Annotated in this window: 13 protein-coding genes and 3 tRNA genes (1 of these 16 running past the window's edge); 1 reads left to right on the top strand and 15 read right to left on the bottom strand. The window is 62.3% G+C overall.

Annotated elements, in window-relative coordinates; genetic code table 11:
* The 6 genes from E8E78_RS27090 to alaS form a co-directional block, all read right to left on the bottom strand.
* Positions 1-36: transfer RNA gene (locus E8E78_RS27090), tRNA-OTHER, on the bottom strand; it reaches 83 nt to the left of the window's first position.
* Positions 37-107: 71 nt separating this feature from the next.
* Positions 108-184 (bottom strand) — tRNA-Arg (locus E8E78_RS27095).
* A 106-nt stretch (positions 185-290) separates the two neighbouring features.
* A tRNA-Ser gene (locus E8E78_RS27100) sits at positions 291-381 on the bottom strand.
* Positions 382-453: 72 nt separating this feature from the next.
* Positions 454-642: a carbon storage regulator CsrA gene (gene csrA, locus E8E78_RS27105; protein WP_003254503.1), complete on the bottom strand. Its 189-nt coding sequence runs from the start codon at positions 640-642 to the stop codon at positions 454-456.
* A 166-nt stretch (positions 643-808) separates the two neighbouring features.
* Positions 809-2,044: an aspartate kinase gene (locus tag E8E78_RS27110; protein ID WP_016498499.1), complete on the bottom strand. Its 1,236-nt coding sequence runs from the start codon at positions 2,042-2,044 to the stop codon at positions 809-811.
* An 84-nt stretch (positions 2,045-2,128) separates the two neighbouring features.
* The gene (gene alaS, locus E8E78_RS27115; protein WP_049275815.1) at positions 2,129-4,753 is read right to left on the bottom strand and encodes an alanine--tRNA ligase; all 2,625 of its coding nucleotides are present in this window, start codon (positions 4,751-4,753) and stop codon (positions 2,129-2,131) included.
* Positions 4,754-5,059: 306 nt separating this feature from the next.
* On the opposite strand from alaS, the gene E8E78_RS27120 reads away from it, so the two are divergent.
* Positions 5,060-6,253, top strand: coding sequence for a M91 family zinc metallopeptidase (locus tag E8E78_RS27120; RefSeq protein ID WP_059394757.1), 1,194 nt, complete (start codon positions 5,060-5,062; stop codon positions 6,251-6,253).
* 42 nt (positions 6,254-6,295) lie between these two features.
* On the opposite strand, the gene astE is transcribed toward E8E78_RS27120, so the two are convergent.
* The 9 genes from astE to E8E78_RS27165 all read right to left on the bottom strand — a co-directional run bounded on the left by astE (position 6,296) and on the right by E8E78_RS27165 (position 16,118).
* A complete protein-coding gene (gene astE, locus E8E78_RS27125) occupies positions 6,296-7,303 on the bottom strand; it encodes a succinylglutamate desuccinylase (RefSeq protein WP_049275818.1) in 1,008 nt (335 codons plus the stop codon).
* A 10-nt stretch (positions 7,304-7,313) separates the two neighbouring features.
* Positions 7,314-7,604, bottom strand: a complete 291-nt coding sequence (locus tag E8E78_RS27130; RefSeq protein ID WP_016488488.1) for a hypothetical protein — start codon at positions 7,602-7,604, stop codon at positions 7,314-7,316.
* Positions 7,605-7,618: 14 nt separating this feature from the next.
* On the bottom strand, positions 7,619-8,968 hold the full coding sequence (gene astB / locus E8E78_RS27135) for an N-succinylarginine dihydrolase (protein WP_049275819.1): 1,350 nt from the start codon (positions 8,966-8,968) through the stop codon (positions 7,619-7,621).
* 23 nt (positions 8,969-8,991) lie between these two features.
* On the bottom strand, positions 8,992-10,455 hold the full coding sequence (astD, locus tag E8E78_RS27140) for a succinylglutamate-semialdehyde dehydrogenase (protein WP_280314422.1): 1,464 nt from the start codon (positions 10,453-10,455) through the stop codon (positions 8,992-8,994).
* Complete coding sequence (gene astA / locus E8E78_RS27145) at positions 10,456-11,484, bottom strand: arginine N-succinyltransferase (RefSeq protein ID WP_016498492.1); 1,029 nt, start codon at positions 11,482-11,484, stop codon at positions 10,456-10,458.
* A 78-nt stretch (positions 11,485-11,562) separates the two neighbouring features.
* Complete coding sequence (aruF, locus tag E8E78_RS27150) at positions 11,563-12,582, bottom strand: arginine/ornithine succinyltransferase subunit alpha (RefSeq protein WP_016488492.1); 1,020 nt, start codon at positions 12,580-12,582, stop codon at positions 11,563-11,565.
* Positions 12,583-12,717: 135 nt separating this feature from the next.
* On the bottom strand, positions 12,718-13,938 hold the full coding sequence (locus E8E78_RS27155; RefSeq protein ID WP_016498491.1) for an aspartate aminotransferase family protein: 1,221 nt from the start codon (positions 13,936-13,938) through the stop codon (positions 12,718-12,720).
* Between the two features lie 336 nt (positions 13,939-14,274).
* Entirely contained in the window at positions 14,275-15,255 is a 981-nt protein-coding gene (gene argR / locus E8E78_RS27160; protein ID WP_016498490.1) for a transcriptional regulator ArgR, read from the bottom strand.
* A 98-nt stretch (positions 15,256-15,353) separates the two neighbouring features.
* Positions 15,354-16,118 carry an ATP-binding cassette domain-containing protein gene (locus E8E78_RS27165; RefSeq protein WP_016498489.1) on the bottom strand — a complete coding sequence of 255 codons (765 nt, stop codon included), beginning with the start codon at positions 16,116-16,118 and terminating at the stop codon, positions 15,354-15,356.
* Positions 16,119-16,123 lie beyond the last annotated feature (5 nt).

A 16,123-nucleotide genomic window follows, 5' to 3' on the forward strand; every position in this document is an offset into this window, starting at 1 on the left:
GTAGCCGAGTACTCTATCCAGCTGAGCTATGAGTCCGCGATTGGTAGTTTTAGACCAGTTACCACTGGTTGATTGAAGCAGCCTTGCAAACAAAGCCACTTCAAAAGTGGCGGACTCAGCAGGATTCGAACCTGCGACCGCTCGGTTCGTAGCCGAGTACTCTATCCAGCTGAGCTATGAGTCCGTGTCCTGCCGCGCATTATAGGTCGCTGAAACATTTTTGCAAGAACGTTTTCGTTTAAAAACAACTACTTAGCGTTCCTACCGTTTACAGCGCCCTACGCAAATAATGGCGGTGAAGGGGGGATTCGAACCCCCGATACCCTTATGAGGTATACTCCCTTAGCAGGGGAGCGCCTTCGGCCACTCGGCCACCTCACCGCAACACGAGGCGAATATTAAACAGGATCTTCCTCGCTTGCAACCCTTTTTTTTAAAAAAACTTCAAAAGAATTAAAGGCTTGGCTCCTCGTCCTTCTCTTTCTTGATCCGCAGGTAGATTTCCTCGCGGTGAACAGCCACTTCTTTCGGGGCGCTGACGCCAATACGCACCTGGTTGCCTTTGACGCCAAGCACCGTCACGGTGATCTCGCCGTCTCCAATGATCAGGCTCTCGGCGCACCGACGAGTCAGAATCAACATAGCTTTCTCCTTACGCAAAACATTCAGGGGTAACAGTCTTTGGTATCAGGGCCTGGTCGTGGACGACGACGAAGCCCCGGTTACTCGCCACACAGGGCAGGACAGGCCATGCGTGGCGAGCAGAAACGCGAAGGGCGCGGCAAGCCGCGCCCTTCCTGGCAGCGCCTTACTCGCCCTGTCGCACAGGTGCGTCGAGCTCGAACGCGGTGTGCAGCGCGCGCACGGCCAGCTCCAGGTACTTCTCTTCGATCACAACCGAAACCTTGATTTCGGAGGTGGAGATCATCTGGATGTTGATGCTCTCCTTGGCCAGCGCTTCGAACATGCGGCTGGCAACACCGGCGTGCGAACGCATGCCGACGCCAACGATCGAGACCTTGGCGATCTTGGTGTCGCCGATCACTTCACGGGCACCGATTTCGCGGGCAGTGTTTTCCAGCACGTTTTTCGCGCTCTCGTACTCGTTGCGGTGTACGGTGAAGGTGAAGTCGGTGGTGTTATCGTGGGCAACGTTCTGCACGATCATGTCGACTTCGATGTTCGAAGCGCTGATCGGGCCGAGGATCTTGAAGGCCACACCTGGGGTGTCCGGCACGCCGCGAATGGTCAGCTTGGCTTCATCACGGTTGAAGGCGATACCGGAAATGATCGGCTGTTCCATGGATTCCTCTTCATCAATGGTAATGAGGGTACCCGGACCCTCCTTGAAGCTGTGCAGCACGCGCAGCGGTACGTTGTACTTGCCGGCGAACTCCACCGAACGGATCTGCAGCACCTTGGAACCGAGGCTGGCCATTTCCAGCATCTCTTCGAAGGTGATCTTCTCCAGGCGACGGGCCTGTGGCACAACGCGCGGGTCGGTGGTGTAGACGCCATCGACGTCGGTGTAGATCTGGCACTCGTCAGCCTTCAGCGCCGCCGCCAGGGCCACGCCAGTGGTGTCGGAGCCGCCACGGCCCAGGGTGGTGATGCTGCCGTGCTCGTCGACGCCCTGGAAGCCTGCTACCACGACCACGCGGCCTTCCTTGAGGTCGGCACGAATCTTCTGGTCGTCGATCTGCAGGATGCGCGCCTTGTTGTGCGAGCTGTCGGTGAGGATGCGCACCTGGTTGCCGGTGTAGGACACCGCTGGCACACCACGCTTGATCAAGGCCATGGTCAGCAGGGCGATGGTGACCTGCTCACCGGTCGACACGATCACGTCCAGTTCACGCGGAACCGGCTGATCGGTGATCTGCTTGGCCAGGTCGATCAGGCGATTGGTTTCACCGCTCATGGCCGACAGCACAACCACCAGGTCGTCGCCCGCTTCACGGTGTTTCTTGACCTTTTCGGCTACCTGCTCGATCCGCTCGATGGAACCGACAGAGGTGCCGCCAAATTTCTGTACGATCAACGCCATTTCAATGGTGCCTCAGCCCATACAGGGCCCCAAAAAACAATCCAACATGAAGAGGCCGGCGACTAGACCGCCGGCCCCTTCATCTCAAAGTCCCTGCTCTGCGAATGGCACGGCCAGCGCCAGGGCCTGGTCCAGTGCAGCGACGTCGACGCCACCACCCTGGGCCATGTCCGGACGGCCACCGCCCTTGCCACCCACCGCCGCAGCGGCTTGTTTCATCAGATCGCCAGCCTTGAGTTGGCTGGAGAGGTCTTTGGTCACGCCGGCCACCAGCACAACCTTGCCCTCATGCTCGCTGCCCAGCAGGATCACTGCGTGGCCGAGCTTGTTCTTCAACTGATCGACCAGGGCCAGCAAGGCCTTGCCGTCCTGCCCATCCAGGCGGGCGGCGAGGACCTTGGCACCCTTGACCTCAACAGCCGCGTTGGAGAGATCGTCCCCGGCGGCGCTGGCGGCTTTGGCCTGCAGCTGTTCCAGCTGCTTCTCCAGCTGGCGGTTGCGCTCGAGCACAGCCGACAGCTTGTCGATCAGGTTGTCGCGGTTACCCTTGACCAGTTGCGCGGCTTCCTTGACCTGCTCTTCGGCAGCGTTCAGGTAGGCCAACGCAGCGGCGCCGGTAACTGCTTCGATACGGCGTACGCCAGAGGCCACGCCGCCTTCGCTGATGATCTTGAACAGGCTGATATCACCGGTGCGCTTGGCGTGGATACCGCCGCACAGCTCTACCGAGAAATCACCACCCATGCTCAGCACACGCACGGTGTCGCCGTACTTCTCGCCGAACAGCGCCATGGCACCTTTGGCCTTGGCGGTTTCGATGTCGGTCAGTTCGGTTGTCACCGGGGTGTTTTTGCGCACTTCGCGGTTGACGATGTCTTCCAGGGCCTTGATCTGCTCTGGCTTCAGCGCCTCGAAGTGGCTGAAGTCGAAACGCAGGCGCTGGCTGTCAACCAGCGAGCCCTTCTGCTGTACGTGCTCGCCCAGCACCTGGCGCAGCGCTTCGTGCAGCAGGTGGGTGGCGGAGTGGTTCAGCGAGGTAGCGTGCTGCACGTCGGCATCGACCTTGGCCTCGACCGGCGAACCGATTACCAGCGCACCGCTGGCGACCACGCCGTGGTGCAGGAAGGCACCGCCAGTCTTGGTGGTGTCGCGCACGTCGAAGCGCGCAGCGCCGGCCTGCAGGAAGCCGGTATCACCCACCTGGCCACCGGATTCGGCGTAGAACGGCGTGCGGTCGAGCACGACCACGCCCTGTTCGCCTTCACCCAACTGGTCGACGGCCTGGCCGTCCTTGTACAGGGCGATGATCTTGCCCTGGCCTTCGGTGGCTTCGTAGCCGAGGAATTCAGTGGCGCTGTCGACCTTGACCACGCTGTTGTAGTCCATGCCGAAGGCGCTGGCGGAACGCGCACGCTCACGCTGGGCGTCCATCTCGCGCTCGAAGCCGGCTTCATCGATGGTCAGCTCGCGCTCACGGGCGATGTCGGCAGTCAGGTCCATCGGGAAGCCGTAGGTGTCATACAGCTTGAACACCACGTCGCCCGGTACCACGTCGCCTTTCAGCTGGGCCAGGTCCTGCTCGAGGATGCGCAGGCCTTGCTCGAGGGTCTTGGCGAACTGCTCTTCTTCAGCTTTCAGTACGCGCTCGATGTGCGCTTGCTGGCTCTTCAGCTCAGGGAAGGCTTCGCCCATTTCGGCGGCCAGTGCGGCAACGATCTGGTAGAAGAAGCTGCCCTTGGCGCCCAGTTTGTTGCCGTGACGGCAGGCACGACGAATGATGCGACGCAGCACATAGCCACGGCCTTCGTTGGACGGCAGCACACCGTCGGCGATCAGGAAACCGCACGAGCGAATGTGGTCGGCGACCACTTTCAGCGACGCCTGGCCATCATTGCTGCAACCGATGGCCTTGGCCGCAGCTGCCAGCAAGTTCTGGAACAGGTCGATCTCGTAGTTCGAGTGCACGTGCTGCAGCACGGCGCTGACGCGCTCCAGGCCCATACCGGTGTCCACCGACGGCGCTGGTAGCGGGTGCAGCACGCCGTCGGCGGTGCGGTTGAACTGCATGAAGACGTTGTTCCAGATCTCGATGTAGCGGTCGCCGTCTTCTTCTGGCGAGCCCGGTGGGCCGCCCCAGATGTCCGCGCCGTGGTCGTAGAAGATCTCGGTGCACGGGCCGCACGGGCCAGTGTCACCCATGGTCCAGAAGTTGTCGGAGGCGTAAGGGGCGCCTTTGTTGTCGCCGATGCGTACCATGCGCTCGGCCGGCACGCCAATTTCCTTGGTCCAGATGTCGTAGGCTTCGTCGTCAGTGGCGTAGACGGTGACCCAGAGCTTTTCCTTGGGCAGGTTCAGCCATTGTGCCGACGTCAGGAAGGTCCAGGCGAACGTGATGGCGTCGCGCTTGAAATAGTCGCCGAAGCTGAAGTTGCCCAGCATTTCGAAGAAGGTATGGTGACGCGCGGTGTAACCGACGTTTTCCAGGTCGTTGTGCTTGCCACCGGCGCGCACGCACTTCTGGCTACTGACAGCACGGGTGTAGGCACGCTTCTCCGCGCCGAGGAAGCAGTCCTTGAACTGGTTCATGCCGGCATTGGTGAACAGCAGGGTCGGGTCGTTGTTCGGGATCAACGAACTGGAGGCGACTCGGGTATGTCCCTGCTCTTCGAAGAAGCGAAGGAAGGCTTCACGGATTTCTGCGCTTTTCATAGGTTCTTCCACGGAAACGGCGGCCGTTTGGGCTGATACGTCGAATCGACGAAACGACGGCAAAGGGCGCCATTATATCCAGCCTGAACGGCGGATGCAGTGTGTTTATACGCCCGAAACGGTCAATCGGCATGAAATCGTCATTTCGGACTTCAAAGTGGAGGCTATACGGTTCAGCGCCTCGTCACAACGCCCCCTCCTCGTCCATCTTGCCCCTAGATAAGTACCACGCCTCGCCTGCACAACCCTTTAGCTTTGGCCGCAGCGACAACCGCCGCCCCCCATCCACAGCAAGCGAGCCTTCTCATGCACCCCAACCCCGTCTATTTCATTTCTGGCAGGACCAGCGGTTTTCAACAGCAGGCAGACACGTCCATCGATGGCCAAGCCGTTCATCGCTTCTACGAATACCGGGACGACAAGATAGACGTCCTTCTGGAACAGGTATGGTTTGATCAGGGCCAGATCCCGGGCAAGCACCACATGGTGATTCAGAGCCATGCCTCGGCGGTCGATGTCGACATTTCCGCCTACGACTGCCACCTCAAAGCCATGGTCGGCAACAAGAGGTTCATCCTCGCGCCTACGCACAGACAAACCCTGATCATCAGAACAGCATCGGGTAAGGCCAACGTCCGCGTGGCGAAGGAAGTGACGACGCCTGTGATCATTCAGGCCGCAAAAGGCCGCGCGCACATCACCACCGGCGGCGGCATCACCGAGGTCTTCACCGGCAGTAGCGATGCACAAATCAACGTGGGCCAGGGGCTGACATTCATCAAGCGCGGCTCGGCGAGCGACCGTATCGGCGGTCATATCCAGGGAATCGACGGTCATATCCTGGTCGACGACCCCCATGAATCAGTCATTTATGCCCGTAACCAGGCGGGTGACGCCCGCTTCGAGCAACCCCTCTCTGCCCCGCTCGCCGCACTCGCCAGCCACACACTCGACATAGAAGGCAGCGATACCTTCAAACAGGCCGTCCACAACCACCTGGTGTTTCTTTGCCACACGGATTGCGGCCAGCAACTTCTGACTCAACTGGCGAAACGGTCCTGGATAAGGCTCACCGAAACACAGCTGGCCACCCGTTTCGACGTCTACAGCTCAGACCCGACCGACAATGACCATTTCCTGCGACGAGACAGCAAACTGGAGTGGGTAGCCGGCTTGCCGGCCGAGGGCGGAAACCTGGCATTCAACCTGACGCGCTCGGACAGCGACAATTTGCCGCTGCTCGACTTTTACCGTTGCTTGTGCGAAGCGTACAGCGCCTTCAAAGGTACGACGGTACCTGGCCACACCTCAATCAGCACTATCGATCGCAGGCAGATCCAGGTCGACAACGCACACCTGCAAGCAATTGGCCTGCCGAGCGGCCCTCTGTACGATTTCGACAATAACCCCGACACGGCGCCAACCGACACCAACCCATCACCCTTCAACGAAAACGCGCTGCGAATGGAACTGGGCCTGCCAGTACGCACCTACTACTGAGCGAGCCCATGTGGTGCGCCGGGACGGGCACCACCTCCGCCATCAGCCCAGCCGCTGCCCCGAATCCGGCACAATGAGAATCCCCGCGCGCAGGCCGTTCTTAACCTTGGGGTTGGGGAAGATGATGCGCGCACCCTCCTCCTCGACCACCCAGCGCGTCTCGGCCAAGTCTTCGGCCAGCAGATAACCCTTGCTCAACTCGGAAAAGTTCTCGATGTCCGCGGGCAAATGCAGGTGGAAACTGTCACTGTGCTTGATGATTTCGCGGGCGACGCTGAACAGCTGCAGGCCATCCAGCGAGCCTTCACCCTCTGGCTCGGTGCCTTCGATGATCTGGATCAGGCGCTGCTCCAGCCGGTCGAGGTTGACCTGCTCGTTCTGGCCAAACGGGCGGGCCTTGCCCAGCTCCAGGGTGAAGGCTTCGGCTTCCAGCTGTTCGTAGGTAAAGGCACTGAAAGTGATGGAGGATTTGCTCTGCAGCAGCACCGCCTCCATGCCGGCTGCCGCCAGGCGCGCCAGTTCGCGACGGGAGTGCTTGCGCCCCTCTTTATAGGGGTACAAGGCGAATTGCTCGATCTTCGAACCGCGGATGGCGGTATGCAGGTCGTAATGCAGGCGGCTACGCCCCGGCTTGCTGAAGAACACCCGGGCGAATTGTTCCAGCTCGGCGGCACGCAAGGCTTCGAAACCACTGGAAAGCTCATGGCGGCCATTGAACAGCCGGTTGATGTCCTGCTCGATGAAGCGCTCACCCTTGCGGATCGCCGCTGGGTTGCCGAACAGGAACAGCAGCCGTGCCTTGGGTTTGATCTTGCCGTTGGCCACGCCGTGCAGCAGTCGTTCGAGCAATTCGATCGGCGCCGTTTCGTTGCCATGGATGCCAGCAGACAACAGCAAGTCCAGCCCGCAATCATCGCTTTCGGCAGGGCGCACTTCGAGCGCGCCCTCCCCCAGCCAGCGCAAACGCACGCCCTTGGGTGTCACTTGGGTCTTCTCGGCCGGTTCGTGAACGGTGAGGGTCAGCTCAAGCAATTTGCCAAGGGCGAGCATAGGGGCTTCCTTAGTGGTGGTGGCCGCAGTCGGGGCCATGGACGTGATCGTCGTCTTCGCCAACCTCGGCCGGCTCCATTTCCAGCTGCAGGCTGACCAGGTTGGTGGCCATCGGGCGCAGCAGCAGGTTGGCGTATTCGGTGTCGTCTTCGTCGACGTCCACACCGATCAGCAGCTGGCCACGGCCGTCCTGCTGAATCCACACTTCCTTGCCTTGCCAAACCACGGCAAAGCGGGTGCAGGAGGTTTCCAGCTGGGTGCCGTCTTCATCTTCGAGGATCAGGCGCAGGGCGTCGGTCATTGCAAAGTCTCTCTTCAAGGTTGGCGTTGGAACGGGTATACCGAGCCCAACTTCAGGATCTGGGTCAATTGGTCCAGTGCCGTACGGCATTCCACCAGCAGTTGCGGGTCAGCCAGGTCCGCTTCGCCCAGGCGATCGCGGTAATGCTTGTCGACCCACTGCACCAGGGTGTCGTACAGCGGGGCGGTCATGATAACGCCTTGGTTGACCGCCGCCAGTTCCGATTCCTTCAACGCCACGCGCAAACGCAGGCAAGCCGGGCCGCCGCCGTTCTGCATGCTTTGCTTGAGGTCGAATACCTTGACCTCCTTCACCGGGCCACCCTGGCTGGTCAGCTGGCCCAGGTAGGCCCAGACCCGCTCATTGTTGCGGCACTCTTCCGGCACCACCAGCAGCATGGAACCGTCATCGCGGCTGAGCAGTTGGCTGTTGAACAGGTAGGAGCGCACGGCATCCTCTACCGCCACCGCTGCCCGCGGTACACAGATGGCCTGGAAGTTGCCACCCTTGCTGGCCAGTTTAGCTCGCAGCTGGCCAAGCACCGCGTCGGTCTCGAGGAAAGCGTCCTCGTGGTAGAACAGCACCTCGCCGTTGCCCACCGAAATCACATCGTTGTGGAACACGCCCTGGTCGATCACTGCAGGGTTCTGTTGAGCGTAGACCACCCCGCCATCGCTCAGCCCATGCAGCCGGGCCACGGCCTGCGAGGCTTCCAGGGTTTGCCGGGCCGGGTATTTCTGCGGCGCCGGGTAACGGCTGTCGAACGCACTGCGGCCATAGACGAAGAACTCCACACCCGCGTCGCCATAGGCACGGCAGAAACGCGTGTGGTTGGCCGCGCCCTCGTCACCGAACTGTGCCACGGCAGGCAATGCTTCGTGGTGGGCAAAGTGTTTCTCGTTGTTGAACATGGCGCCCAGCACACGGCTGGTGGTCGGGTGCTCAATGCTGCGGTGATACTTGCAGTTCAGGTTGGCGGCGGTGAAATGCACGCGGCCATCTGCAGTGTCGGCACTGGGGCTGACCGTGGCGGCATTGGCCACCCACATGCTCGACGCCGAGCAACTGGCCACCAGCAGGGGCATGGCCTCTTTGGCAGCACGCTGGATCACCTCGGCATCGCTGCCGCTAAAGCCCAGGCGGCGCAGCGCAGCCACATCCGGTCGTTCTTGGGGCGCCAACACGCCCTGCTTGAAGCCCATGTCGGCCAGCGCTTTCATTTTCGCCAGGCCCTGGCGCGCGGCTTCGCGCGGGTTGGAACCCTGCTGGCTGTTGCTCTGCGAAGCCACGTTGCCGTAAGACAGGCCGCCATAGTTGTGGGTAGGCCCCACCAGGCCATCAAAATTCACTTCATAGGATTTCATCGGCTAGGCTCCGTGACCTGTTGTTATAGGGTGACGCCCGGCGTCAGGGTCGCCGGCAAGGCAAGGCTGGCGGTCTCCAGCGAAGCCACGGGGTAAGCGCAGTAGTCTGCCGCGTAATAGGCACTGGCCCGATGGTTGCCACTGGCACCCACGCCACCGAACGGCGCACTGCTGGCGGCGCCGGTCAGTTGCTTGTTCCAGTTGACGATACCGGCGCGGCTGCGCAGCCAGAAGTACTGGTAGCGGGCACGCGAGTCGGAGAGCAACCCGGCGGCGAGACCGTACTGGGTGTTGTTGGCTTCATCGATGGCAGCATCGAAATCGGCATAACGGATCACCTGCAGCAGCGGGCCAAAGAACTCTTCGTCCGGGCGCTCGGCCACGGCCGTGACATCGACAATGCCCGGGGTCAGCAACGCAGCACCGGCCTGCGGCTGGGTCATTTCCAGCAGCTTCACGCCACCTTTGGCGGCCAGTTCGGCCTGGGCCGTAATCAGCGCACGCGCCGCCTGCAGCGAAATGACCGAGCCCATGAACGGTGCCGGCTGCTCATCGAACGCCCCCACCGTGATGGTTTTGCACACCTCGACCAGGCGCACGATCAGCGCATCACCCCAGGCGCCTTGGGGCACCAGCAGGCGCCGCGCGCAGGTGCAACGCTGGCCGGCGGAGATGAACGCCGACTGGATGATGGTGTACACCGCAGCGTCCAGGTCCCTCACCTCGTCTACCACGAGCGGGTTGTTGCCGCCCATTTCCAGGGCCAGGATCTTGTCCGGGCGACCGGCGAACTGCTGGTGCAGCAGGTTGCCGGTGCGGCTGGAACCGGTGAAGAACAGGCCATCGATCCCCGGGTTGGCGGCCAGTGCCACACCGGTTTCCCGCGCGCCCTGCACCAGGTTCAGCACGCCCGCCGGCAGGCCGGCGGCGATCCAGCAGTTGACGGTCAGCTCGGCAACCTTGGGCGTCAGCTCGCTGGGCTTGAACACCACGCAGTTACCCGCCAACAGCGCTGGCACGATATGGCCATTGGGCAGATGACCGGGGAAGTTGTAGGGGCCGAACACCGCTACCACGCCATGGGGCTTGTGCCGCAGCACGGCCGTGGCGTCGGCCAGCGGGCCGCTCTTTTCCCCGGTGCGCTCGCGGTAGCTTGGTACCGAGATCGCCACCTTGTTGATCATGCTGGTGACTTCGGTCGCCGATTCCCACAGGGGCTTGCCGGTTTCCTCACCGATGCACTGGGCCAAGGCTTCGGCATGCTTTTTCAGCTGCTCGGCGAACTTCTCCAGCACGTCGATACGCGCTTCCAGGCTCAGTTGCGCCCACGCCGGAAAGGTCTGACGGGCTGCCTGGACGGCGGCGTCCACCTGGCTGGCGTCAGCGCCCTGCCCTTGCCAGATGACAGCCTGGGTCACCGGGTTCAGCGACTGCAGGGCTTCGCCCTGCCCCGCCAGCCAATTGCCTGCGATGTAATGCGTGGTCATTTACTGGGCCTCCCGGCTGGCCGATAGCGGCACGGCACGCACGTTGTCGCCGGCACCCATGCGCAGACGCTTGGCGGTCAACGGGTCGACCACCAAGGTACCGGCGGCCAGCCGCGCAGGCGCGGCAGTGATGCGGCAATCGTCGCGTTTGCGGTTGTGGATGATGTAAGGGGTGGCGTCGTCGCCCGGCGTGCCCACCGCCAGCACCAGCGTCTGGCTCTCGCGCACCGCGCGGATCTTGGCGGTATCACACTCGATGGCCGGGCCTGCGTCAAAGATGTCGACATAGCCCTGGTAGTTGAAGCCTTCCTGCTTGAGCATGGCCAGCGCCGGCTCGGTGTCGACGTGCACGCGGCCGATCACGTCGCGCGCCGCCTCGGACAGGAAGCAGGTGTACAGGGGGAACTTGGGCATCAGCTCGGCGATGAACGACTTGTTGCCAACACCGGTCAGGTAGTCCGCCTGGCTGAACTCCATCTTGAAGAAATGCCGGCCAAGGCTTTCCCAGAAAGGCGAACGCCCCTGCTCGTCGGACATACCGCGCATTTCGGCAATTATCTTCTTGCCAAACAGCTCCGGGAACTCGGCAATGAACAGCATCCGCGCACGCGACAGCAGGCGGCCATTGAGCCCGGAGCGGTGATCGCTGCGCAGGAACAGCGAGCACAGCTCGGAATTACCGGTCAGGTCGTTGGCAAGGAACAGGGTGGGGATTTCGCGATAGATCTTGAGCTCCTGCGAAGCGCTGACGGTAAGGCCGACCCGATAGTTGTACCAAGGCTCGCGCAGGCCGACGGCACCGGCGATGGCACTGATGCCGACCACCAGGCCTTCGTCGTTTTCCAGCACGAACAGGTAATCGGTGTCGCCACGCTCGGCTTCGCCACGGAAGCTCTTTTCCGCCCAGCCAACGCGATGCCCCAGGCGTTCTTCGTTGGCCGGCAGCGTGGTCAGCCCGGTGGTACCGGTGCTGCGTGCCAATTCGATCAACGCAGGCAAATCGCTGCTGCGTACAGGACGAACGATCATGCTATCTCCTTGTGCGGCGGCGTCGGCCGGCGCAAAACTCTTCTAACGCATCAATCCCGAAACGTCTGTTACCAGACCTCAGACCGCGACCAGGCGCACGCTGCCGCCCTCGCCCACACCCAGCGCATCGGCCGCCGCCAGGCTCAGGCACACCGGTTTGCCGGGCACCCAATCCAGGTCCAGCAGCACCGCGCGGTAGTCCTGTAACTGGCCATTGCACACCAGGTACGGACGCCCGCCCTTGCCTGGGGCGTCCTCGATTTTCACCGGCGCCGAGCGGCTCTGGGCAATCGAGCGAATGCCAGAGGTGCGCGCATGCAGGGTCGGGCCACCGTCGAAGATGTCGATGTAGTGCTCGGTTTCGAAGCCTTCGCGCATGAGGATGTCGAAGGTGATCTGCGCGCGCGGGTGCACCTGGCCCATGGCTTCCTGCGCCTCATCGGGCAGCAGCGGCACGTAGATCGGGTAGTGCGGCATCAGTTCGGCGAGGAAGGTTCGGCTCTTCAGGCCACACAGGCGCTCGGCGTCGGAGTAGTTGAGGTCGAAGAAATTGCGGCCGATGGCATCCCAGAACGGCGATTCGCCATTCTCGTCGCTGTAGCCGACGATTTCGGTCACTACCGAGTCGGCGAAACGCTCCGGGTGCGCGGCCATGAACAGCAGGCGACCGCGCGAATTGAGCTCGGCCCAGCCGCTGTTCACCAGCTCCGGCAATACATAGAAGCTGGTCAGCAGGCTGTTGCCGGTCAGGTCATGACACAACGACAGCACGTGGATCTTGTTGTGGATCTTCAGCTCGCGCGAGGCGTGCACGAAGGTCTCGTTACGAAAACTATAGAAAGGCTCGGAATACCCAGCCGAAGCGACAATGGCCGAGCAGCCTGCCAGCTTGCCAGTCTCGCTGTCTTCGAGCACAAAGAAATAGCTTTCCTCGCCGTTGAAGCTGACCTCGGCGGCGAAGGAAGTCTCGGAAGCGGCGATCTTGTCGCCCAGGCGAGCAGCGTCGTCCGGCAGCGAGGTGACACCAATGGGGCTGTCTGCAGCCATGCGCTGCACTTCGTTCAGATCAGCCATTTGCGCGGGGCGCATCACCAGCATGGTGTCACTCCTTTGGAATACGGGCCACTCACGGCGGCACGGAAAAACGGCAGGTACACGGGCACCTGCAGTGGAATCGGGTATCGCCGGCCAGGCCCGGGAATGGCCTTTGCCGGCGAAGGTGGCGCAGGCGGATCAGCCCTTGGTCAGGGTGGCCACGGCGCGCTCGAAGCGGTCCAGGCCTTCGTCGATGTCGGCGTCTTCAACCACCAGGCTTGGCGCAAAACGCACCACGTCCGGGCCGGCCTGCAGCACCATCACGCCTTCTTTCTCGGCGGCGTTGAGCACGTCCTTGGCCTTGCCTTGCCAGGCCTCGGTCAGCACGCAGCCGAGCAGCAGGCCGACACCACGCACCTGAGAGAACAGGCTGTACTTCTGGCCAATCTGTTCCAGGCGGGTCTTGAAACGTGTGTGCTTGGCCTTGATGCCGGCCAGGGTTTCAGGGGTATTGACCACATCCAGCACCGCGCAGGCGACGGCGCAGCCCAGCGGGTTGCCGCCGTAAGTGGTGCCGTGGGTGCCGACGGCCAGGTGCTTGGCCAGTTCGGTGGTGGTCAGCATGGCGCCGATAGGGAAGCCACCGCCCAGGCTCTTGGCACTGGTCAGGATGTCGGGCGTCACGCCGTAGTGCTGGTAGGCATACAGCGAACCGGTACGGCCCACGCCGGTCTGCACTTCGTCGAAGATCAGCAGGGCGTTGTGCTCGTCGCACAGCTTGCGAGCGCCTTCCAGGTAAGCCAGGTCTGCCGGTACCACGCCGCTTTCGCCCTGGATCGGTTCAATCACCACAGCGCAGGTCTTGTCGGAAATCTGGGCTTTCAGTGCTTCCAGGTCGTTGTACGGCACGTGGCTGATGCCGGTGATCTTCGGGCCGAAACCGTCGGAGTACTTAGGCTGGCCACCGACGCTGACGGTGAACAGGGTACGGCCGTGGAAGCTGTTCACGGTGGCGATGATTTCGTGCTTTTCCGGGCCAAAGCGGTCATGGGCGACGCGACGGGCCAGCTTGAACGCGGCCTCGTTGGCCTCGGCGCCGGAGTTGCAGAAGAACGCCCGGTCGGCAAAGGTGGCGTCCACCAGCTTGTGGGCCAGGCGCAGGGCCGGCTCGTTGGTGAACACGTTGGATACGTGCCAGAGGGTGTTGGCCTGGTCGGTCAGGGCCTTGACCAGCGCCGGATGGCAGTGGCCCAGGGCATTTACCGCGATGCCACCGGCAAAGTCGATCAACTCGCGACCCGACTGGTCCCACACACGGGAACCCTCGCCTCGCACAGGAATGAAGGCCGCCGGAGAATAGTTGGGGACCATGACCTGGTCGAAATCGGCACGTTGCACCGGGGCTTGCTCAACGGACATCTGAGTCTCCTGAAGAGGAACGCTGGCCTGGAAGTGGGCGAGCGATGGGGGGATTGTAAGGACTGATCCGCGCCTGTCCTTGCGGCCAAGCGACAACTTGTTACAGCGCAAAACCCAGTTTTGACAAGGCTTTCGGCAATGCGACAAACACTGTCGCAATCGCGCAGTGTACGGGAGAGAGGATGCTGGGTGAACGGGTGTTCACATAGGTTTGTGGGAGACGGGGATGTTCGGCGATGTTGATGTGTTGCCTGTGAGATCGAGCACCGCGCGGGCGGCGCTCGATTTCCGCCCCACCATCACCCCCAAGGCATACACCCCGGGCCCCACGCATCATCAGCCCTTTTCGGCAGGCGCCGAGCTCAGTTCGAACGGGCTGCTGCTACGCCGCTGGTTGCGGTCTTCCCGTGGCGTGGCGCCAAAGAAGTTGCGATAGGCACTGGAAAAATGCGGCCCCGAGGAGAAGCCACAGGACAAGCCGATCTGGATGATCGACTTGCTGGTCTGCATCAGCATCTGCCGCGCCTTGTTCAGCCGCAGCTCCAGGTAGTACTGGCTCGGCACGCGGTTCAGGTACTGCTTGAAGATGCGCTCCAGCTGCCGACGCGACACGCACACATGCTGGGCAATCTCGTCAGTGGTCAGCGGCTCTTCGATGTTGGCCTCCATCAACAGCACCGCCTGGGTCAGTTTGGGATGGCTAGAACCCAGGCGGTTCTGCAGCGGAATGCGCTGACGCTCGCCACCCTCGCGGATGCGCTCCACCACCAGCTCTTCCGACACTGCCCCCGCCAGTTCCGCCCCGTGATCACGGGCCAGCACTGCCAGCAACAGGTCGGCCACGGCGATGCCGCCACAGGCAGTCATGCGATCACGATCCCAGTCGAACAAGTGACTGGTGGCAATGACCTTGGGGAAGCGTTCGGCAAAATCGTCCTGCCAGCGCCAGTGCACCGCAGCCCGGTAACCGTCGAGCAGGCCCAGCATCGCCAGCGGATACACCCCGGCAGCCAGGCCACCGACCGTGCAGCCACTGCGCGCCAGCTGCTTGAGCGCAGTCGACAAAGCAGCCCCTACCGCCGCAGGCGGCTCGTCAGCGAGCAGGAACAGTTTGTGGCAACCCTCCAGGCGGCCGGTCCACGGCTCGCCCGGCAGGCGCCACTCCCCCTCTGGCGCGGGCTCTGCCTGCAGGAAGGCCAGTTCGTAGACCACATCCGGATGCACCCGCTGCGCCACCTGCAACACTTCCTCGGCCAGCGCCAGGGTCAAGGGCCTGGTGCTGGGCCAGATGAGAAAACCGATTCGCTGGGTGGTCATAGGGTGCGGTCCGAAACCTGAGGTCGTTCGAGTCTGTGCGCCGGGTCAGGCTGCGCTCGCAGCGCAGCATGCCCTATTCTGGTGCAAAAATGCAGCTTTTACTTCAGGCTGCCGGAGAGGAACTGCTTCAGGCGCTCCGACTGCGGGTTGGCCAATACTTCGCGTGGGCAGCCCGCCTCTTCCACCAGACCTTTGTGCAGGAACACCAGCTGATTGGAGACCTCGCGAGCAAAGCCCATTTCGTGGGTCACCACCACCATGGTCCGGCCTTCCTGAGCCAGCGCCTGCATGACCTTGAGCACATCACCCACCAGCTCCGGGTCTAGCGCCGAAGTCGGCTCGTCGAACAGCATAACCTCTGGCTCCACGGCCAGGGCCCGGGCAATTGCCACACGCTGTTGCTCACCACCCGACATATGCCCGGGGAAGGCGTCCTTGCGGTGGGAGACACCCACCTTGGCCAGGTAGTGCTCGGCCTTTTCAACGGCTTCTTTCTTGCTCATGCCCAGCACGTGTACCGGCGCCTCGATCACGTTCTCCAGCGCCGTCATGTGCGACCACAGGTTGAAGTGCTGGAACACCATCGACAGGCGCGAGCGCATGCGCTGCAACTGACGCGGGTCGGAGGCCTTCAGCGCGCCGTCCTTGCCGGCCACCAGCTTGAGCTCTTCGTTGTTGAGCAGGATCTTGCCGGCGTGCGGCTGCTCCAGCAGGTTGATGCAGCGCAGGAAGGTCGACTTGCCCGAACCACTGGAGCCGATGATGCTGATGACGTCGCCGGCCTTGGCCGCCAGGGAAACACCCTTGAGCACTTCATGGCTGCCGTAGCGCTTGTGCAGGTCTTGGACTTCGAGTTTGTACATGCTGT

The sequence above is a fragment of the Pseudomonas sp. BN505 genome, from assembly GCF_029873175.1.
GTDB lineage: Bacteria > Pseudomonadota > Gammaproteobacteria > Pseudomonadales > Pseudomonadaceae > Aquipseudomonas > Aquipseudomonas putida.